Annotated in this window: 7 protein-coding genes; 5 read left to right on the top strand and 2 right to left on the bottom strand. The window is 63.3% G+C overall.

Translation table 11 applies throughout. The features are described from left to right. Both AD666_RS11055 and AD666_RS11050 read right to left on the bottom strand, forming a co-directional pair. Positions 1-6,772, bottom strand: a 6,772-nt coding sequence (locus AD666_RS11055; RefSeq protein ID WP_156315937.1) for a non-ribosomal peptide synthetase, incomplete at its 3' end; no start/stop codon positions are given. Positions 6,773-6,888: 116 nt separating this feature from the next. Further along, positions 6,889-13,296 (bottom strand): non-ribosomal peptide synthetase, encoded by a 6,408-nt coding sequence (locus AD666_RS11050; protein ID WP_053151624.1) that lies wholly within the window; start codon positions 13,294-13,296, stop codon positions 6,889-6,891. Positions 13,297-13,649: 353 nt separating this feature from the next. Here AD666_RS11050 and AD666_RS11045 point away from each other — a divergent pair, with 353 nt between their 5' ends. The 5 genes from AD666_RS11045 to AD666_RS11025 all read left to right on the top strand — a co-directional run bounded on the left by AD666_RS11045 (position 13,650) and on the right by AD666_RS11025 (position 21,701). After that, positions 13,650-14,414, top strand: coding sequence for an ABC transporter substrate-binding protein (locus AD666_RS11045; RefSeq protein WP_053151620.1), 765 nt, complete (start codon positions 13,650-13,652; stop codon positions 14,412-14,414). Positions 14,415-14,588: 174 nt separating this feature from the next. Continuing rightward, positions 14,589-15,842: a multidrug efflux RND transporter periplasmic adaptor subunit MexE gene (gene mexE / locus AD666_RS11040; protein ID WP_053151617.1), complete on the top strand. Its 1,254-nt coding sequence runs from the start codon at positions 14,589-14,591 to the stop codon at positions 15,840-15,842. A gap of 15 nt (positions 15,843-15,857) precedes the next feature. Next, entirely contained in the window at positions 15,858-19,037 is a 3,180-nt protein-coding gene (locus AD666_RS11035; RefSeq protein WP_053151615.1) for an efflux RND transporter permease subunit, read from the top strand. Then, complete coding sequence (locus AD666_RS11030; protein ID WP_053151612.1) at positions 19,034-20,458, top strand: efflux transporter outer membrane subunit; 1,425 nt, start codon at positions 19,034-19,036, stop codon at positions 20,456-20,458. Before AD666_RS11035 ends, AD666_RS11030 begins: the two co-directional genes overlap by 4 nt. A gap of 187 nt (positions 20,459-20,645) precedes the next feature. Beyond that, on the top strand, positions 20,646-21,701 hold the full coding sequence (locus AD666_RS11025) for a lipopolysaccharide assembly protein LapB (RefSeq protein WP_053151609.1): 1,056 nt from the start codon (positions 20,646-20,648) through the stop codon (positions 21,699-21,701). The last annotated feature ends 95 nt before the right edge of the window (positions 21,702-21,796 follow it).

Here is a 21,796-nt window from a genome sequence, read left to right as displayed (position 1 = left end):
AATGGTGATAAAGAATCCCCTCCTGCAACGGCGCCAGCGGGTAGATATCCTGCACATTCGCCGCTCCGCCCGGCACCGTGGCGACGATACGGTCGATGGCTTCCTGATCCAACTGGACCAGCGGCAGCATGTCCGGCGTGATGCGGGTGCACTCGGCGGGGATGCGGTTGGCCGGCACCTCGACTTCACGACCGCTGCCCACCGCCGTCGCCAGCGCCGCCAGGGTCGGTTGACTGAACAGCCGTCGCACGTCAGCGCTCAAGCCGATCTGGCGCATGCGCTCGATCAGGCTCACCGCCAGCAACGAGTGCCCGCCTAGTTCGAAGAAATTGTCGTGACGGCCGACCTGCTCGACCTTCAGCACATCCGCCCAGATCCGCGCCAGGGCGATTTCGACAGGGCCTTGCGGTGCCGCGTATTCAGCACTCGGCCAAGCGCTTTGATCCGGCTCGGGCAAGGCTTTGCGGTCAAGCTTGCCGTTGGCGGTCAGGGGCAAGGCCTCCAGCCGCACATACGCCGCTGGCACCAGGACGTCCGGCAAGCGGGCTTGCAGATGAACGCGCAGGTCTTCGATCACCACCGGACTGCGCTCGGTGAACCACGCCAGCAGACGCTCGTCACGCACCAGCACCACCGCGTCCTGCACCCCGTCATGGCTCAGCAACGCCGCTTCGACTTCGCCCAGCTCGACCCGCACGCCGCGCAGTTTCACCTGGTCGTCGTTGCGCCCCAAGTACTCGAGCGTGCCGTCGGCCAACCAGCGGGCCAGGTCGCCGGTGCGGTACATCCGCGCCTGAGGTGCTTCGCTGAACGGGTCATCGAGGAAGCGCTCGACGCTCAGTTCCGGCCGGTTCAGATACCCCCGCGTCACACCCGCGCCGCCCACGTACAGCTCACCGGCCACGCCCACCGGCACCGGATGCCGGTGGGCATCCAGCAGGTAAACCCTGGCGTTGGCGATGGGCCGGCCGATGTGCAACACCTGCCCGGCTTCGACCCGGCCAGAGGTGGTCACCACCGTGGCTTCGGTCGGTCCATAGTTGTTGATGACGTCGAAGGTCGGGTTGCTCGGCAACTGCCGCAACCGGTCGCCGCCGATCAGCAGCGTGCGCAAGGTCGGGTGGTGCAGCCCCCGGCTGAAGGCGTATTCGGCCACCGGCGTCGGCAGGAACGCCACCTGCAACGGTTGCGCCTGCCACCAGCCCAGCAGTTCATCCAGGTGTTCATTACCGATCGTGGACGGCGGCAGATGCAGCGTTGCGCCGACACACAAGGCCGGCCAGACTTCCCAGGCCATGGCATCGAAGCCGAACCCGGCGACGCTGGCGGTGTGGCTGCCGGCGCGTAAGTCAAAGGCCGCGGCGTGCCAGTGCACCAGGTTTTCCAGGGTCCGATGTTCCACCATCACCCCTTTGGGCTGGCCGGTGGAGCCGGAGGTGTAGATCACGTAGGCCAGGTGCGCCGGCGTCAGGCCGGGCCTTTGCGGGTTGCTGTCGGGCAGGTGCTGCCAGTGAGCACTGTCCAGATTCACCACCGGCACGGCACCCAACAGGTCCCGGGTCGAGGCCTGCGCCAGCACCGCCAGCGGCGCGCTGTCTTGCAGCAGGTAGGTGATGCGTTCCACAGGATAAGCCGGATCCACCGGCACATAGCCGGCCCCGGCCTTGAGAATCGCCAGCAGCCCCACCAGCATCTGCGGGCCGCGCCGGACACAGATCGCCACGCGGTCGTCCGCTTGCACGCCCAGGCCGATCAGGTGATGGGCCAGGCGATTGGCCTGGCGGTTCAGTTCGTCATAGCTGAGGCTGTATTCACCCTGTACCGCCGCCAGCGCCTCGGGGTGCGCCTGGACTTGCGCTTCGAACAAGCGTTGTACCGTCTGCACTACGGGATAATCGCGGCCAGTGGCGTTGAAACCGGCCAGCACTCGCTGGCGCTCACCCAGTGACAGGATCGACACTTCGTGCAGGGGTGTGGCCGGATTGTGCGCCAGTGCTTCCAGCAAATGGTCCAATGCGGTTTGCAGGTAATCGCAGACCCGCGCGCCATCTACCTCGGGCGGTGCCTGAACACTCAACCGGAACCCTTCGCCCAGGTCGTCGACACTGACCACCAGCGGATAGTTGCTGCGCTCTCGGGAGCTGAGCACATGGATGCCGTCCCACTCGATGTCCGCCTTCTGCGGCGCACTGTGGCGGTAATTGAGCAAGCTGTTGAACAACGGCAACGAACCCGCGACGCCGCTGCACCGTTGGGCCAGCGCCAGCGACGCCTGTTCGTGCTCCAGCAACCGGGCCAGGCGTTCATGGGTGGCGCGCACGCCCTGTTCTACCGTCGATGCGCCGACGTCGACGCGCAACGGCAAGGTATTGATGAACATCCCCAGTGCCCGGTCGGCGCCCTCGCCGCCCTGCATCCGCCCCAGCAGCACGGTGCCGAACACCACATCCTGGCGGCCCGATAGCTGCGCCAGCACCTGTGCCCAGGCCTGATGCACCAGGCTGGCGACACTGATCCGCAGCCGTCGTGCCTGCTCCCGCAGACGCTCGCCCAAGCCCGCATCCAGCGTCAGGTGACTGTCGACGACTGCGCTACCATCGCCGTGCACATCTTGCAGACCGAACGCCAGCGTGGGTTCGTCGATATCGCCGAGCATGTCACGAAAGAATGCCTCATGGGCCTGTTCGCGGCCCGCCTGCCGTGCCTGCGCGACATAGTTGCGGTATTGCACCGGCGCGGGCAGCGTTGTGATGTGCCCATGGATTGCATCGCTCATCTCGGCCACCAGCACGTCCAGCGCGGTGTGATCGAGCACGATGTGGTGCACCAGCAGCATGCCGACCCAACGGTTCCGCCGTGGGTCTTCGGCGCAGGCAAACTGCATCATCGGTGCCCGACCGAGGTCCAGCCGAGAGTGCCGCGGATCGAAGCGCGCCGGGAGCTGCTGTAGCACGTCACCGTCCGCCGGATCGGTGTCGACACGTTCCAGCACCAGCGGTGCCTCGCGCCAGACCACTTGCACAGGTGCTTCGAAACCTTCCCAGAGCACCGCGGTTCGCAGGATGTCATGGCGAGCGATCACGTTGTTCAAGGCACGGACAAAGACTTCGATCTGCGCCAGGCCGTCGAAGGCGAACTGCACCTGCAACACGTAGGGATCACCGGCGTCAGCGGTGGCCAGGTGATGATAGAGAATCCCCGCCTGCAGAGGCGCCAGGTCATAGATGTCCTGTACGTTGGCGACGCCGCCGGACACGGTTGCCACCACCCGGTCGATGCCGGCCTGGTCCAGGGTTGCCAGGGGCAACATGTCCGGCGTAATGCAGGGACAACCGGGCTCGATGGGATTGACCGGCACTTCCACGGTGCGGGAACGGCCCAGGGTCGCCGCCAGCGCTGCCACGCTCGGCTGACCGAACAACACGCGCACGTCACAGTGCAGGTCCCGCTGACGCATGCGCTCGATCAGCTTCACCGCCAACAGCGAGTGACCGCCCAGTTCAAAGAAGTTGTCGTGCCGGCCGACCCGGGAAACGCCCAGCAGGTTCTGCCAGATATCGGCGATACAGGCCTCGACTTCACCCTGCGGAGCCTCATAGGGGTGCCGGACAAAAGCATCACTGTCCGGGGGGGGCAGGGCCTTGCGATCCAACTTGCCGTTACCGGTCAACGGGAACGTCTCGAGCTTGACGAACGCGCTCGGCACCATGTAGTCGGCGAGCGACACCAGCAGTTGTTCGCGCAATCGGGCAACGCTCGGTTGTACACCGTCATCAGCCCGCCAGTATGCGACCAACCGCGGGACACCGGGGCTGTCCTCACGGGCAATCACCACGGCTTCGCGGACACCCTGGCAGGCGGCCAACCGCGCCTGGATCTCACCCAGCTCGATGCGAAAACCACGGATCTTCACTTGGTCATCGTTACGCCCCAGGTATTCGAGACTGCCGTCAGGTAGCCGACGCCCCAGATCGCCAGTGCGGTACAGGCGTGCGTCGGCGCGGCCGCTGAACGGATCGGCGATAAAGCGTTCGGCGGTCAATTCCGGCCGGTTCAGGTAACCCCGCGCCACACCGGCGCCACCGACGTACAGCTCGCCGACCACCCCCACCGGCAGCGGCTCGCGTCGGGCATCCAGTACATATAACTGCAAATCGGGGATGCGCACGCCGATAGGGCTGGCGCCGACCCGCTGCGCATCTGCCGCCTCCAGCGGTCGATAGGTCACGTGCACCGTGGTTTCGGTGATGCCATACATATTCACCAGACGCGTACCCGCGTTGGCGATCCGGGCGTACCAGGGTTTGAGCAACCCCGTTTCCAGGGCCTCGCCGCCGAAAATCACCTCTCGCAGGGAATGCTGCAATGGGCTGCGCCCCTGGGCCGCGAGCAATTGTCGGAATGCGCTCGGCGTCTGGTTGAGAATCGTCACGCCGGTGTCGCACAGCAGTGCGTAACACGCGTCCGGCGAACGAACCACCCGCTGCGGCACCATCACCAATGCTCCGCCGAAACTCAGCGCCCCCCAGATTTCCCACACCGAAAAATCGAACGCGAACGAATGGAACAGCGCCCATACATCCTGCCGGTTGAACCCGAACCAGTCTCGGGTGGCCGAGAAAAGTCGCGTGACGTTGCGATGCTCGACCATCACCCCCTTGGGGCGCCCGGTAGAGCCTGAGGTGTAGATCACATACGCCAGGTGGGCCGGGGTCAGCCCGACAACGAGCGGATCGCCGGTGGGCCCGGCCTGCAAGACATCGTCGTCGAGATCAATCTGCGGCACGCCGGAATCGGCGACGCGGTCCCGCGTATCGGCCTGAATCAGCACCGCCACCGGCCGACTGTCCTGCAAGGTGAAGGTAATACGTTCCAGGGGATAAGCCGGGTCGATCGGGACATAACCGGCACCGGCCTTGAGCACACCCAGCAGGCCGATGATCATCTGCGGCCCACGCTCGACACAGATCGCCACCCGATCGTCGGGACGAATCGCCAGGGACAGCAGATGGTGGGCAAGCTGATTGGCGCGACGGTTCAAGTCTCCATAGCTGAAGGTCCGGCCTTCGAAAATCAGGGCGACGGCCTCCGGCCGAGCTTGCGCATGGGCTTCGAATTGCTGATGGATCAACGGTGTTTCGCGCCACGGCATCAACGGTGCATTGACGCCATGCAACAGCTGTTCACGTTCGCTCGCCGGCAGGATGTCCAGGCTGTGCAGCGGCGCATCTGGCGTGGCCTCCAGTGCCTGGGCCAGGCTTTCCAGCGCGGTGTGCAGGTAGCGGGTGATGCGTTCGGCCCCCAGGCTCGCTTCCACCAGTACGGTGAGTCGCACATCCTGCCCAAGGTCATCGACATTGACGGTCAGCGGATAATTGGTACGTTCCCGGGCGCCCAGCACCTGGACACCCGGGGCGATCTCGATCACCTCGGCGACCTCCTCGACCGTGCTGTGACGGTAATTGAGCATGGCACTGAACAACGGCGTCGGCATGGCCACCGCGCTGCAACGCTGGGCCAATGCCAGCGGGGCCTGCTCATGGGCGAGCAAGGCGGTCAGGCGCCGGTGGGTCGCCAGTACGCCGGCTCGGACACTGTCCTCGCCAACATCCACCCGCAGCGGCAGCGTATTGATGAACATCCCCAGGGCTCGTTCACCGCCCTCGCCGGCCTCCATCCGTCCCAACAGGACGGTGCCGAACACCACCGCCGTACGTCCGGACAACTGTCCCAACACCCGGGCGAGCGCCAGGTGCAGGAGGCTGGTGACACTGACGCCGAGCTGACGCGCCTGCGCTCGCAGCCGCCGACTCAGGTCGCCGTCGAGCATCTGCCGGGCCTCTTCGATGTCGTGGCCGTCGCCATGGACGTCCTGTAGACCAAAAGGCAGTGTCGGCTCGTCGATGTCAGCGAGCATGTCGCGAAAGAACGCTTCATGGTTCCGCTCGGCATCCGCCTTGCGGGCCTGGGCCAAGTGATTTCGGTAGGGTACGGCAGGCGCCAGTCGATCCGTCTGCCCGAGCAGGCAGGCCTGGACTTCCCGCCGGACCACGTCGAGGGCGATGTGATCCATGATCAGGTGATGAAACAACATCAGGCCAACGACTCGCCCCTGCACCGGATCGTGGGCATACACCAGGCGCAGCAACGGTGCCTGGCGTAAATCGAGACGGAAATGACGAGCATCGTAACGGGCCAGCAGTTGGCCCAGCGCATCGGCGTCATCGTCGAGTTCGACCTCCTCGCACACCAGCGCAGCCTGACACCAGACCACCTGCATCGGCTCATCCAGGTATTCCCAGGCGAAAGAGGTCCGCAGGATATCGTGGCGCTCGATCACCCAGCGCAGGGCCTGGGCGAATGCACCCAGGTGCTCGCGGCTGGCAAAGGCGAACCGCGCCTGGGATACGTAGGGATCGCCTTCAGGCGCGCGGAGATGGTGATAAAGCATGCCCTCCTGCAGCGGCGACAATGGGTAAATGTCCTGCACATTCGCGGCCCCGCCCGGAACGGTGGCGACGATACGGTCGATAGCGGCCTGGTTCAGGTTCGCCAGCGGCAGCATGTCCGCGGTGATGCGAAAGGCCGGACTCAGCCAGTCGCCACCCTGGCTGGCGACTAGCTCCAGCAGTTGCGCCTTGTGTTCGGCGAGAGCCTCCCAAAGTGCGTCATCCAGTGAATCGTCGCGGCCTTGGACAACCAGGGCCCCATCTTCCTGTTGAAGTCGGATCGCATGGCTGGAAAGAACCGCCATCAGGTCGTGGAATTGCATGGGACAACCTCCTGTAACGACGGGAGAAAGACCGTGCAATGCGGGCCCTCTCCTTCATCCTTGATAGATGTGCACAAAATCCTGGTGGCGAGGTGGCTTGTCCCCTCGCCACAGGTTCAGAGTCGACGCTTGCGATTGAGGTAAGGGATGGTGGTAGCCGGTATGTCCGGCTGTTGCACGTGTGTGGTGGTATGGGTTGCCAACGCCGCGAGCGTCGATTGGCTGAAGAGCGTGCGCGCATCCACGTGCAAGCCGACCTGGCGCATGCGCGCCACCAGGCCAACCGCCAATAGCGAATGCCCGCCGAGTTCAAAGAAGTCGTCGTGCCGGCCGACTCGCTCGACCTCGAGCAGCTCGGCCCAAATCCGCGCCAACGTTGCCTCGACCTCCCCCTCGGGCACCTCATAACGACGGCTGAGCAGCGCGTCGGCAGCCGGTGCCGGCAGGGCCTGGCGGTCCACTTTGTCGTTGGGGGTCAGGGGCAACGCGTCAAGCAGCACATAGGCGCCTGGAACCATGTGCTCCGGCAAACGCTCCAGCAGATGAGCCCGCAAGGCCTCGATGGACGGTGCTTCGCCGCCTTCGCGCACGGTGTAGTAAGCCACCAGACGCTCGTCGCGCAGCAGCACCACGGCTTCGCGCAAGGCCGGGTGCTCGATCAGCCGTGCCTCGATTTCCCCCGGTTCCAGGCGTACGCCGCGCAACTTGACCTGGAAGTCGTTGCGTCCCAGGTATTGCAAGTTGCCGTCGGGAAGATAACGCACCAGATCGCCCGTGCGGTACAAGCGGTCGCCGGCCACGAACGGACTGTCGATAAAGCGCTCGGCCTGCATCTGCGCCAGCCCCAGGTAACCGCGCGCCACGCCGACCCCACCGATGTGCAACTGGCCGCCGACACCGAACGGTACCGGACGGTCGTGGGCGTCGAGTACATAGAGTCGGGTATTGCACAGGGCCTTGCCAATCGGCACCACAGCCTCCGGTACCGGCATGTGCGGTTCCAGGGTCCACCCGGTACTGTCCACCGTGGTTTCGGTCGGGCCATAGACGTTGTGCAAACGAACCCACGGCAGCCGCTCACGCACGCGGCGGGCAACAGCGACGGTGAGCTCACCGCCACCGTTGAGGATGTCGGTGAGACTGGTGCATTGGCTGACGTCATCCTGTTCGATGAACTGTTGCAACAGCGCCGGCACGAACTTGACCACGGTGATGGCCTGCTCACGGATCATTTGGACCACATAGGCCGAATCGCGATTGCCATCGGGACGCGCCAGCACCAGGCGCATGCCGGAGCACAGCGGCCAGAAGATTTCCCAGACCGAGCTGTCGAAGCTGAACGGAGCCTTCTGCAACAAGGCGCCGTGTTCGGTAGGCGGGCTGATCTGCGACCCCCAATGCACCATGTTGCAGGCGCCACGGTGTTCGAGCATCACGCCTTTGGGGACGCCAGTGGACCCGGAGGTGTAGATCATGTAAGCCAGACTCGAGCCGCTCAGGCCCGGCACGAACGGTTTGTCGGCCGGGTGTTCCTGCCAGGCGCAACGGTCGAAATCGATCAGCGGCAAATCGGATTCGCCGAGCAGACGCCGGGTTGCCTCGTGCACCAGGACCGCTACCGGAGCGCTGTCGCGCACCATATGGTTCAGGCGCTCCAACGGGTAATCGGGGTCCAGCGGTACATAGGCGCCGCCGGCCTTGAGAATGCCGAGCAGACCGATCACCAACTCCGGGCCGCGCTCGACGCAGATCGCTACCCGCGATTCAGGCCGCACGCCCCGCTCGCACAGGTGCCGGGCCAATCGATTGGCCTGCTCGTCGAGTTCGCGGTAGGTCAGCCGCCGTGAGCCGGCCTGCACCGCAATCGCGTCCGGCTTGCGAGTAACCCAGTCTTCAAACAACCCATGGATAGTCTGCTCGATCGGGCAATCGACCTGAGTGTCGTTGAACTCGACCAATAAGCGCTGGCGTTCGGCATCCGGCAAGATCGACAGACTGTTCACCGGCGCTTGCGGCGCCTGCCCCAACGCATCAACCAGGGCCTGTAATACCGTTTGCATGTAACCGCAGATTCGCCCGGCGCCGAGGCCCATCCGGGTCTTGGCGATGAGTCTGAAGTCCGTGCCCGAATCCTCGGCGATCAGGCTGAGCGGATAGTTGGTACGCTCCTCGCTGACCAGGGTCTCGATACCTTGCCAGGCCTGTCGCGCCTCCTCGTCCGGTACTTCGTCGGTGTTATGACGATAATTGAACAAGGCGCTGAACAACGGCGATGGCGCCGCAACGCCACTGCAACGCTGGGCCAGCGCCAGCGAGGCATGTTCATGGGTCAACAGCGCACTCAACCGGGCATGGGTGGCCTGCACGCCGGCGCGCACGCCCTCGCTCACATCCACCCGCAATGGCAGGGTATTGATGAACACCCCCAGCGCCCGGTCCGCGCCCTCGCCGCCCTGCATGCGCCCCATCAACACCGTGCCGAACACGACCCGGTCCTGTCCGGAGGTCGCCGCCAGCACCTGAGCCCACGCCAGATGGAACAGGCTGGCGGCGCTGACGCCCAGCGTCCGGGCATGGTTGCGCAAGCGTAGCGCCAACCCGCCATCCAACGATTGCACCGCTTCGTCGATGCCCCGGCCCTCATCGCGCACATCGCTCAAACCGAACGGCAGGGTCGGTTCGTCGATATCGCCAAGCATTTCGCGAAAGAACTGTTCATGCGCGTGTTCGCTGACGCCCAGGCGCGTCTGGGCCACATAGTTACGATACGGCACCGCCGCCGCAAGCGGCTCGGTCCGCCCCAGCAGGCTGGCCTGCATCTCCTGGCGCATGATCTCCAGTGCCACGTGATCCAGCGCCAGGTGATGGAACAACAGCACCGCAACCACCCGCCGATTTACCGGATCATGGGCGTACACCAGCCGGATCAGCGGCGCCTGGCTGATGTCCAGGCGGTAGTGACGGGCATCGAAGCGTTCATGCAACTGATCGAGAATGGCCCCTTGGGCCGGATCCAACTGCACTTGCTGCACCGGCAATCGGGCCTCACGCCAGACCACCTGCACCGGCGTGGTCAATCCTTCCCAGAGCACGGCGCTGCGCAGGATATCGTGCCGGACCATGACCTGGCGCAGTGCATCGGCGAAGGCTTCGAGGCGCTCGACACTGTCGAATGCCAGACGCGATTGCAGGAGGTACGGATCGCCCAGTTCTGCGGTGATGTGGTGATAGAGAATGCCCTCCTGCAACGGCGCCAGGGGATAGATGTCCTGCACATTGCCCGCCCCACCCGGCACGGTGGCGACGACACGGTCGAGGGTGTCCTGATCCAATTGCACCAGCGGCAACATCTGCGGTGTGATGTGGATGCAATCCGCTGCAATCCGGTTGGCCGGCACGACGATCTCTCGCCCGTTGCCGGTCGCAGCCGCCAGGGCCGCGAGGGTCGGCTGGCCGAACAACACCTGTACATCGGCAGCCAAGCCATGCTGGCGCATCCGCTCGGCCAGGCCTACCGCCAGCAGTGAATGACCGCCCAGCTCAAAGAAATGGTCATGACGCCCGACTCGTTCAACCTGCAGTACTTCAGCCCAGAGCCGCGCCAACAGGTTTTCGGTTTCGCCCTGGGGCGCTTCGTACTCCCGGCGAACCAGTGCCTCCGGGCCCGGTGCCGGCAACGCCTGGCGATCGAGTTTGCCGTTGGGTGTCAAAGGCATCGCCGCCAGCCGCACGTAGGCCGTCGGAAGCAACGCAGCTGGCAGGCAGGACTTCATGTGATCATGCAAGGCCGCAATGTCCAGCGGCTCTCGCTCAGTGAACCACGTCAATAGTTGCTCGTTGCGCACCAGGGCCACGGCCTCCCGCACCGCGACATGACGGCCCAGCGCAGCCTCGACTTCCCCCAACTCGATGCGTACGCCACGGACTTTCACCTGGTCGTCGTTGCGGCCCAGGTACTCCAGATGACCATCGAAGCCCCACCGCGCAAGGTCTCCGGTGCGGTACATCCGCGCTTGCGGATCATGGCTGAAGGGGTCCTTGAGAAAACGCTCTTCGGTCAATTGCGCACGGTTCAGATAGCCTCGGGCAACCCCGGCGCCACCAACATACAACTCGCCCGCCACCCCCATCGGCACCGGGCGCTGTCGGTCGTCAAGCAGATGCACCGTCGCATGGGTCACAGGCTTGCCGATATGCGGCAGCCCTGCGACATCGATTTTCCCCGACGTGGCAACGACCGTGGCCTCGGTCGGACCATAGTTGTTCACGACCTCGAATGTCTGCGGGTGAGGAAGAGATCGCAAACGATCGCCACCAATGAGCAACGTGCGCAAGGTCGGATGTTGCAAGTGACGGCTGAAGGCGTACTCGGCCACCGGCGTCGGTAAGAAGCTGATGTCCAGCGGCTGTTGGCACCACCAGTCGAGCAAGGCATCAATGTCTTCCCCGCCCTGGCTTGCGGCTGGCAAATGCAGGGTTGCCCCTGCACACAGCGCGGGCCAGATCTCCCAGGCCATGGCGTCGAAACCGAATCCTGCCAGGCTTGACGTATGGCTGCCGCTGCCCAGGCCGAACGCGTCACAATGCCAGTCCACCAGATGGGACAGTGCGCGGTGCTCGACCATGACCCCTTTCGGCAGACCGGTGGAACCCGAGGTATAGATGACGTAGGCCAGGTGTTCGTCGGTCAAGCCCGCTGGCCGGGTATTGGAGGCAAGACCCGATGGCCAGGTGCGACGGTCGAGATCGAGCACTGGCACGTCCAGGGCCGGCAGTCGCTCACGCACATCGCGTTGGGTCAGCACCGCTACCGGCACACTGTCGCCGAGCAGGTAGCTCAAGCGTTCGGCGGGATATTCCGGATCGATCGGCACGTATCCGGCACCGGCCTTGAGGATCGCCACCAGCCCGACCAGAGTGTCCAGGCCCCGCCGCGCCACAATCGCTACCCGCTCGTCCGGTCGCACACCGAGCCCGATCAGATGATGGGCCAGGGCATTGGCGCGCCCGTTCAAGTCGCCATAGGTCAGGCTGCATCCAGGCGCGACCGCCGCCACGGCGTCCGGCCGTTGCGCCGCTACCGCCTCGAAACGTTGGTGAATTATCCGTCCTCCGGAGGACTCACCCTGGGGACCACGCCATTGCCGCAACAGTGAATCTTCCGCCGGCGTGCTCAAGGCAAAATCGGCCACCGGCAGGTCGGCGTTCTCCAGCCCCTGCTCCAGCACCCAAAGCAAACGCTCGGCCAATGCCGCTATTTCCACCGCCTCGAAATACGCCTCGTTGTAGACCAGGTGCAACCAGACCTTGTCGTTATAGCGATTGCTGCGCAAATGGATGGCCAGCGGCATGGCCTCATGTCGATTGGAAACCTTGATCGTGTGGGCCAACGCTTCACCGTAACGGTAGTCATGATCATCCTGTTCGTAGGACACCGACACGTCGAACAGCTGGGCGCGGTCCTCACGCAGCAGGCCCAGTGCCCGATTCATATCGCTGAGGGAAAAGCGCTGGTGGCGGAAGTCCTGTTTCAATTGCCTGCATACTTCACCAACCAACTCGCCGAACGGGCGTTCGCGCCCCAGGGAGAGACGCACGGCACTGACCTGAGTAAACAACCCCAGGGTTTCCTTGAACCTGGCCCCGGACCGGTTGAGCAGCGGCAACCCGACCACCCATTCGTCACGTTGTCCGGTGCGACTGAAATAAACGTACAGCGCTGCCAGCAACACATGGAATGCCGAAGCGCCGAGGTGCCGGAACGCCTGCTTCATGCGTTCATGCAGCAAAGCGGGAAAGGCATGCACATGGGTACGGCCCGGTGCGGCGTCCCCCGCAAGGCGCTGTCGGTAGCGCGGTATCAATAATGGTTCCGGCAGGACGCAATACTTGTCCAGCCAGTAAGCCCTGTCCCGTTGCGCCCGCGCCGATTGCCGGTAATCGGCTTCCTCGCGGATGAATTCGACATAACCCGGCGCCGACAGCGGCGGTTGCCCGGCCAATAACAACGCACTGTAGATGTCGCCCAGGGACTTGAGCATCTGGCCAAACCCCCAGCCATCCAGGATCAGGTGATGGGCCTGGGTAGCGAGCCAGTGACGGGTCGCATCGAGGCGGATCAGGCTGAAACGGAACAGCGGCTCGCCTTCCAGCCCATACATCTGCTGCATCTGCTCCTGGATCAGCGTCTGCGCCATGGATTCAGGATCAGGATGGGTCGCGAAATCATAGAACGGCATCGATACCGGCAACGACGCTGCAAAACGCTGCCGTGGCAGACCCTCGTTGCCCGGCAGCAACACCGTGCGCAGCGCGTCATGCCTGGCCACCAGACATTCGAGCGCACCTTGCATCACTTGCGCATGCAACGGGCCGGTCAGTTCGACATAACCGCCGATGTTGTACAACGGCGAGTCACCCAGCCGTCGCTGATCGAGCCAGATGTCTCGCTGGGGGGCGGTCAGGGGGAAGCTTTCGGATGGCATGGCAAGGCCATCCACCGCAACAGCGGGTACAGGGTTCATAAGATCCTTCTCATATGATTGCGCGGATTTGCACCCCCCACTCGGGTGCCGTGGTTCCGGACAACCCCATCCCGTGGGGCCCTACTTGGCGTCAAGAGTATCAGGCATCTCTCAAAATTCCTGACCCAATAACTGAAAGTCTTGTAGGAAAAACGCCATCCTCCAGGGTATGTCCCTGATTTCCGCCACGGCGGCGTCAAAGCGCCAACCTGATTTGCGATGGCGTGTCGATCCGATCACCGCTTGTTTACAGATGTGCTGCGCCGCACAAACCGTATCCCGCGAGACGCTGTCTCAATACCCGAGGCAGACGTAGAATGGTGCACCACCTTTCAATACCTGAAGTATCAATCATGAGCCGGATCACACGTGTGTTGAATGTCCGCTCCCTAGCACTCTGCCGGCTTTGCCTGTCACTAACGATGCTGGTGGCCTGTCAGACGCACGGCGATCCACTGTCGATTGAACTGCATATCCTGGATGCTCCCCCCCTCACATTCATCGATGATCCCCGAGGTCATGGAATCGTCGGAGACATTGCCATGCAAGCCATGGCCAAGGCCGGATATGCGGTAAAACTCCACGTGCTCCCCTGGGCAAGGGCGCAAAAGCATGTCAGCGAGGAACGCGATCACCTGATCGCGCCTCTGTCACGCATACCCGTGCGCGAGGACCGCTTTACCTGGATCGCGTCGATCATGCCGATGGAGCGCGCGTTCTTCAGCCTTGACCGGCAGGTGGACAGCTTCGCCCAAGCCAAGAAGACCTACCGCAAGATCGGCGTAGGCCTGGGTAGTGCTCAGGAGGAAATCCTGCGCTCGGAGGGGTTCAGCGACGATCAGATCCATCCTCTGACCATCGGCGACAATCCGGCCCAGATGCTGTTGATGGGACGTATCGATGCCTGGTTCAACGGCGTTCCGGAAAGTCGATACATCTGGCCGAAAGTGTCCGAACGCCCATTGCTCATGAGCCCTGTTGGCAGCAATGCCGACCTTTACCTGGCCTGCTCGAAGCAGTGCACACCGAAAATGGTCCAGGAGCTGCGCGAAGCCGTTGAAGCCCTGCGCCAGGATGGAACGTTCGAACGCATACAGGCGCTCTATCTGCCCCAATAATCCCTGGGCTCTTAACAGCCTTGATACTCGTTCATGCTGCGTTGAAAACAGCCTGTGGGATGGCAACTGGCTTATATCATTCCGAATGATAGTGATCTTTGCTTCATTCGATTCGTTCCTTCTCTTCCCGCCACGCATTATCCGCCCATTCTCAATACATTGGCGGAGCTATCCATGGAACATTCACTTTCAAAATTGCGCTTTCCCCTCGCACTGTTGGCGGTGCTGGTGATAAGTGCCTGTGGCAAGACTCCCGATAGCGCAGCTTCCATGCCAGCTGCCAAGGTCAGTGTAGCCAAGGTACTGGAACAACCGGTCAATGAATGGGATGAGTTCACCGGGCGCCTGGAGGCACCGGAAACCGTCGAGATTCGTCCACGGGTTTCCGGGCAGATCGATGAAGTAGCCTTTACCGAAGGTGCATTGGTCAAGAAAGGCGACTTGCTGTTCCAGATCGACCCTCGCCCTTTCCAGGCCGAGGTGCGTCGTCTCGAAGCCCAGCTCGCCCAGGCCCGTGCGACCGCCGCCCGTAGTGAAAACGAAGCCCAGCGCGGCGAACGCCTGCGCCAGAGCAATGCCATTTCCGCCGAGCTGGCTGATTCGCGCACCACCGCCGCCCAGGAAGCCCGTGCCGCCGCCGCGGCCATCCAGGCGCAACTGGACCTGGCCAAGCTGAACCTGAGCTTCACCCGGGTCACCTCGCCCATCAGCGGTCGCGTCAGTCGTGCGGAAATCACTGCCGGCAACCTGGTGACCGCTGATACCACGACGCTCACCAGCGTGGTGTCCACCGATAAGGTTTACGCCTACTTCGACGCCGACGAGCGTGTCTTCCTCAAGTACACCCAACTCGCCCGCCAGGGCCAGCGCGGCCAGACCACGCCGGTCTACATGGGCCTGTCCAACGAGGACGGCAACCCGCACCTGGGCCAGATGAACTTCATCGATAACCAGGTCAACCCGCAGACCGGCACCATCCGTGGCCGCGCCGTGTTCGACAACAAGGACGGCGCCTACACCCCTGGCCTGTATGCCCGGCTGAAGCTGGTGGGCAGTGGCACCTACTCCGCCGTGTTGATCAACGACGAAGCCGTGGGCACCGATCTGGGCAAGAAATTCGTGCTGGTGCTGGACGCCGACAACAAGCCCGCGTACCGCGCCGTCGAGCTGGGGCCGAAGATCGAAGGCCTGCGCATCGTGCGTAGTGGCCTGAGCAAAGACGACACAATCATCGTCAAGGGATTGCAACGGGCGCGTCCAGGTGCACCGGTAACCCCTGAAACCGTGCCGATGGCCAGCGAAGAAACCCTCGCGGCCCTGGCACAACAACGCAAAGCACTCGAAGCCAGCAACCTGCCCCAAGTCGCGCCTTCCAAGGCGACAAACGGAGCGGCAGGCAAACTGGCCGCTGCGACCCCACGCGGTTAAGGGACTGAATCCAAGATGAAATTTTCCCAGTTCTTCATTTCACGGCCGATCTTCGCAGCGGTGCTGTCGCTGCTGATCCTGATCGCCGGCGCTATCTCGCTGTTCCAATTGCCGATCAGCGAATACCCGGAAGTCGTGCCGCCGACCGTGGTCGTGCGTGCCAACTTCCCCGGCGCCAACCCCAAGGTCATTGGCGAAACCGTGGCCGCGCCTCTGGAGCAGGCCATCACCGGTGTCGAGAACATGCTGTACATGTCCTCGCAGTCCACCGCCGACGGCAAGATCACCCTGACCATCACCTTTGCCCTGGGCACCGACCTGGACAACGCTCAGGTACAGGTGCAGAACCGGGTCACCCGGACCGAGCCCAAGCTGCCGGAAGAAGTGACCCGTATCGGGATTACGGTGGACAAGGCCTCGCCCGACCTGACCATGGTCGTGCACTTGACCTCGCCTGACAAACGCTACGACATGCTCTACCTGTCCAACTACGCCCTGCTCAACATCAAGGATGAGCTGGCGCGCCTGGGTGGCGTGGGTGATGTGCAGCTGTTCGGCATGGGCGACTACTCCCTGCGGGTCTGGCTGGATCCGAACAAGACCGCTTCGCGCAACCTGACCGCCACCGACGTGGTCAACGCGATCCGCGAACAGAACCGCCAGGTCGCCGCCGGTGCCCTGGGCGCGCCGCCTGCGCCGAGTGCCCAGGCCTTCCAGCTCTCGATCAACACCCAGGGTCGCCTGGTCAATGAAGAAGAGTTCGAGAACATCATCATCCGCTCCGGTGCCAACGGCGAGATCACCCGCCTGAAAGACATCGCACGGGTCGAGCTGGGCTCGAGTCAATACGCCCTGCGCTCGCTGCTGGACAACCAGCCGGCGGTGGCGATCCCGATCTTCCAGCGCCCTGGCTCCAACGCCATCCAGATCTCCAACGACGTTCGCGCCAAGATGGAGGAACTGAAGAAGGGCTTCCCGGCAGGCATGGACTACAGCATCGTCTATGACCCGACGATCTTCGTGCGCGGCTCCATCGAAGCGGTGGTCCATACCCTGTTCGAAGCGCTGATCCTTGTCGTGCTGGTGGTGATTCTGTTCCTGCAAACCTGGCGCGCCTCGATCATCCCGCTGGTCGCCGTACCGGTGTCGTTGATCGGTACGTTTGCCGTGATGCACCTGTTTGGTTTCTCGCTCAATGCCCTGTCGCTATTCGGCCTGGTACTGGCGATCGGTATCGTGGTGGATGACGCCATCGTGGTGGTGGAGAACGTCGAGCGCAACATCGAGCTGGGACTGGTCCCGGTGGAAGCTACCAAAAAGGCGATGGGGGAAGTGACCGGGCCGATCATCGCGACCGCCCTGGTGCTGTGCGCCGTGTTCGTACCGGCGGCATTCATCAGTGGTCTGACCGGACAGTTCTACAAACAGTTTGCGTTGACCATCGCGATTTCCACCGTAATCTCGGCGATCAACTCCCTGACACTGTCGCCTGCGCTGGCTGCCGTATTGCTCAAAGGCCACGATGCACCCAAGGATCGTTTCTCGCGCTTCCTGGACCGGATCCTCGGTGGCTGGCTGTTCCGTCCGTTCAACCGCTTCTTCGAGCGTGCCAGCCACGGCTATGTAGGCACGGTTGCCCGCGTAATCCGCAGCAGCGGCATCGCCCTGTTCGTCTACGCCGGCCTGATGGTGCTGACGTTCTTCGGCTTCTCGACCACGCCGACCGGCTTCGTGCCCGGCCAGGACAAGCAATACCTGGTGGCCTTCGCCCAACTGCCGGACGCCGCGAGCCTGGACCGCACCGAGGACGTGATCAAACGCATGTCCGACCTGGCTCTCAAGCAACCTGGTGTCGAAAGCGCCGTGGCCTTCCCCGGTCTGTCGATCAACGGTTTCACCAACAGCCCGAACGCCGGCATCGTGTTCGTGACCCTCAAGCCCTTCGATGAACGCAAGGACCCGAGCCAGTCGGCCGGTGCCATCGCCGGAGCCCTGAACGGCCAGTACTCGGAAATCCAGGAAGCCTACATGGCGATCTTCCCACCGCCGCCGGTACAGGGCCTGGGGACCATCGGTGGCTTCCGCCTGCAAATCGAAGACCGGGGCAACCTGGGCTACGACGAGCTGTACAAAGAAACCATGAATATCATCACCAAGAGCCGCAGCGTGCCGGAACTGGCCGGCTTGTTCACCAGCTACACCGTGAACGTGCCTCAGGTCGATGCCGCCATCGACCGTGAAAAAGCCAAGACCCACGGCGTGGCCGTCAGCGATATCTTCGACACCCTGCAGGTCTATCTGGGCTCGCTGTACGCCAACGACTTCAATCGCTTTGGCCGCACCTACCAGGTCAACGTCCAGGCCGAACAACAGTTCCGTCTCGAATCTGACCAGATCGGCCAGCTCAAAGTGCGTAACAACCGTGGTGAAATGATCCCGCTGGCAACCTTCCTCAAGGTCAGTGACACCTCGGGCCCGGACCGCGTGATGCACTACAACGGCTTCATCACCGCCGAGATCAACGGTGCCGCCGCGCCGGGCTACAGCTCCGGCCAGGCCGAGAAAGCCATCGAGAAACTGCTCAAGGAAGAACTGCCCAACGGCATGACTTACGAGTGGACCGACCTGACTTACCAGCAGATTCTCTCGGGCAACACTGCACTGTTCGTATTCCCGCTCTGCGTACTGCTGGCGTTCCTGGTACTCGCGGCACAATACGAAAGCTGGAGCCTGCCGCTGGCGGTGATTCTGATCGTACCGATGACCCTGCTGTCGGCCATTACCGGGGTGATTCTGTCGGGTAGCGACAACAACATCTTTACCCAGATCGGCTTGATCGTATTGGTGGGGCTTGCCTGTAAGAACGCGATTCTGATCGTCGAGTTCGCCAAGGACAAACAGCTGGAAGGCATGAACCCGCTCGCTGCGGTCCTGGAAGCCTGCCGCCTGCGTCTGCGGCCGATCCTGATGACGTCCTTCGCGTTCATCATGGGCGTCGTGCCCCTGGTGTTCTCCAGCGGTGCCGGTGCCGAAATGCGCCACGCCATGGGTGTCGCAGTGTTCTCCGGGATGCTCGGGGTGACGTTCTTCGGCTTGCTGTTGACCCCGGTGTTCTACGTACTTATCCGCAACTTCGTCGAGCGCAGCGTGGCCCGCAAGGCGGCCCGGGCTTTGAAACTGGAGACACAGCAATGAGTTTGAAAGTGTTCATGCCGAGCTTGCTGGTCCTGGCGCTGAGCGCCTGCGCCGTAGGCCCGGACTACAAGGCACCGCAGACGGAGGCGGCGAATATCACCACCGCCACCGACGGCACCGCCGGCCAGAAGAACTTCGACCGGGCCCGTTTCGAAGGCATCTGGTGGCAGCAATTCGACGACCCGACGCTCAATGCATTGGTCACCCGCTCGCTGGAAGGCAACCGCGAGTTGCGCGTCGCCTTCGCCCGCCTGCGGGCGGCCCGGGCGATTCGCGATGACGCCAGCAATGACGCCATGCCGACCATCACCAGCCGTGCCAGCAGCAACCTGGGCAAAGGTCAGAATCCGATGGGGCAGACCGACGACCGGGTCAATACCGAGCGCTATGACCTGGGCCTGGACATGGCCTGGGAACTGGACCTGTTCGGACGCATTCAGCGCAACCTGGAGGCCACCGATGCCGACCAGCAGGCCGCCGAAGCCGACCTCTATCAGCTTCAGGTGACCATGATTGCCGAACTGGTGGATGCCTACGGTCAACTGCGTGGCGCCCAGTTGCGAGAGAAAATCGCCCTGGCGAACCTTGAGAACCAGCAGGCGTCACGCAAGATCACCGAGAGCCTGCGCGATGCCGGTGTCGGCGATCAGCTCGACGTGGTGCGCGCCGATGCACGCCTGGCCTCGGTGGAAGCCAGCGTGCCGCAATTGCAAGCCGAACAGGTGCGCCAGCGTAACCGTATCGCCACCTTGCTCGGCGAGCGCCCGGACAAGCTGAGCGTCGACCTGAGCCCCAAGGAGCTGCCCGCCATCGCCAAGGCCCTGCCCATCGGCGATCCGGGTGAGCTGCTGCAACGGCGTCCGGACATCCTGAGCGCCGAACGCCAGCTGGCGGCTGCCACGGCGCGCATTGGCGTCGCCAAGGCCGACCTGTTCCCGCGGGTCAGCTTGAGCGGTTTCCTTGGCTTTACCGCCGGACGTGGTTCGCAAATCGGTTCCTCGGCGGCCAACGCCTGGGCGCTGGGCCCGAGCATCACCTGGGCCGCCTTCGATCTGGGCAGCGTACGGGCACGTCTGCGCGGGGCCAACGCCGAGGCGGAAGGCGCCCTGGCGACCTACGAACAGCAAGTGCTGCTGGCCCTGGAAGAGTCGGAAAACGCCTTCAGCGACTACGGCAAGCGCCAGCAACGCCTGATCTCGCTGATCCGCCAGAGCGAATCGAGCCGCGCCGCCGCTGACCTGGCCGAGATCCGCTACCGCGAAGGCACCGTGGACTTCCTTGTGCTGCTCGACGCTCAGCGTGAGCGCTTGGCCGCCGAAGACACCCAGGCTCAGGCCGAAGTGGACCTGTATCGCGGCATCGTAGCGATCTACAAGGCCCTGGGCGGAGGCTGGCAACCGGAGACTGTCGCCAGCAACTGACCGCCCCCGCACCCGAGCTCCTTTGGTTGGCCGCAACCAACCAAATTCCTTGCCCCGCGCCTCATTCGGACGCGGGGCTTTTTTTGCCTGTTGCACAGGCCAGTGCAAATGCCGCAGGGTTTGACTCACGCCCCGGCCTGACCGAAGCTTGCAGGATTTTCACGCACTCTGGTTATGGATTTCCTGCATGCCCTCGCCTCGCCGCTATCTGCTCCTTTGCCTGTCCGCCCTGCTGGTGATCGGTCTTGTCGCGGTGTGGTTGCGCAGTACCACGCCGCAGATCCCCGAAGCCATCAAGCGTGGCTACAGTGAGGCCCTGGAATATGCACGCAACGGGCAGCCAGGGGCGGCGCGGATGCTCTATCAACAGCTGGGACGCCCGGATCTCTCACCCAAGCGCCGGGTGTGGCTGCACGGCGAACTGCCCAATTACCCGAGCCCACAGGCCCTGAAGCTGGCGGATGCAGACCTGCACAGCGAATCGGCGGATGTTCGCCGGGCAGCCATTGGCAGCATCGTCGGGCTGGTGCCGGCAAACCAGCGCACCCTGCTGCTGGGACCAATGCTCGAGGACAACGAGCCTGAAGTGCGGTTTGCCGCCGTGAATGCACTGCTGGGCCTGTCACCCGATGACCTGGGCTTGTATTTCGGTGCCATGCAGCTGGCCATCGACACTTGGAAACAGGTGCTCCAGGACGGCCCGCTCACCAGTGAATCCCTGTATCAGCTCGCCCGCCTGTACCTGCACAACGCCCAGCTGGACAAGGCCCGACAAGCCCTGGAACAGGCCTTGAAGCTCAAGCCGGATAACCTGCCGGCACTGGTCATGCAGGTCGAAGTGCTGGACAAACTGGGCCAGGGCGATGCCGCGCGCAAATTGCTCGCCCGAGAGTTGCAAGCCCAGCCGGAATCGGCTTATCTGCAACATGCGCTGGGCATGTGGTTGCTGCAGCATGGCCAGACCGAATACGCCGTGCTCGGCTTGGCGAAAGCGGTGGAACTGGAGCCGGAAAACCGTCATTACCGTTATGACCTCGCCACCACTCTTCACGCCGAGAATGAGGTGGAAGCGGCGCAAAAGCAGTTGCAAGAGATCGTCCAGCGCTACCCCGCCGACCGCAAGGCGCGGGTCCTGCTGATCAATTACTGGAAGGAAACCGGTCAGTTGCAGCATGTTCAGGTTCTATTGGCGAAGTTGGAACAACTGAACCCCGACGACCCGGCGTTGCAGCAAGCCTGGTGAGGGTGCAAGCCATGATTCCCTGGCGAGCGATCGCGTGATGTCCGACGGCCGGAAACACCGAATCAAGGCTCGAAGTCGTCGACAGTGTCACACAA

It is taken from the genome of Pseudomonas sp. Pf153, from assembly GCF_001269775.1.
GTDB lineage: Bacteria > Pseudomonadota > Gammaproteobacteria > Pseudomonadales > Pseudomonadaceae > Aquipseudomonas > Aquipseudomonas uvaldensis.
This window is presented reverse-complemented; position numbering and strand designations above follow the sequence as displayed.